This is a genomic window from Tritonibacter sp. SIMBA_163 (genome assembly GCF_046535935.1).
Classification (GTDB): domain Bacteria; phylum Pseudomonadota; class Alphaproteobacteria; order Rhodobacterales; family Rhodobacteraceae; genus Epibacterium; species Epibacterium scottomollicae.
In genome coordinates this window covers 1-257 of sequence record NZ_JAWJBP010000794.1, presented here as the reverse complement: position 1 = coordinate 257, position 257 = coordinate 1, and the positions used below count along the sequence as shown (strand labels likewise).

The window sequence follows — 257 nt, the reverse complement described above, 5'->3', positions numbered from 1 at the left end:
AGTTTATCAAGTAAAAAACTCTATCCTTTCACAGCCAAAAAAAGTTCATAATTTTTTTAGAAGGCGGAAGCATTTTTTCCGGGTTACTATCCTACAATGAAGCCAATCCTAAAAATTACTACTTTTAAGTGATGTCTCGACAGTTAGAGAGGTTACTACAGATCGATGGCTTTCTCCGTTCTAAGCAACGTCAAACCAGTGATACGCTAGCAGCAGCCCTAGAAGTCAGTGAGCGCACGATTCGCAAAGATTTAGCC

Annotated in this window: 1 protein-coding gene; it reads left to right on the top strand. The window is 39.7% G+C overall.

Annotated features, from left to right (window positions below):
* Window positions 1-131 precede the first annotated feature (131 nt).
* Window positions 132-257: HTH domain-containing protein (locus R0J92_RS24505; protein WP_411053600.1), on the top strand; the 126-nt coding region annotated here is incomplete at its 3' end.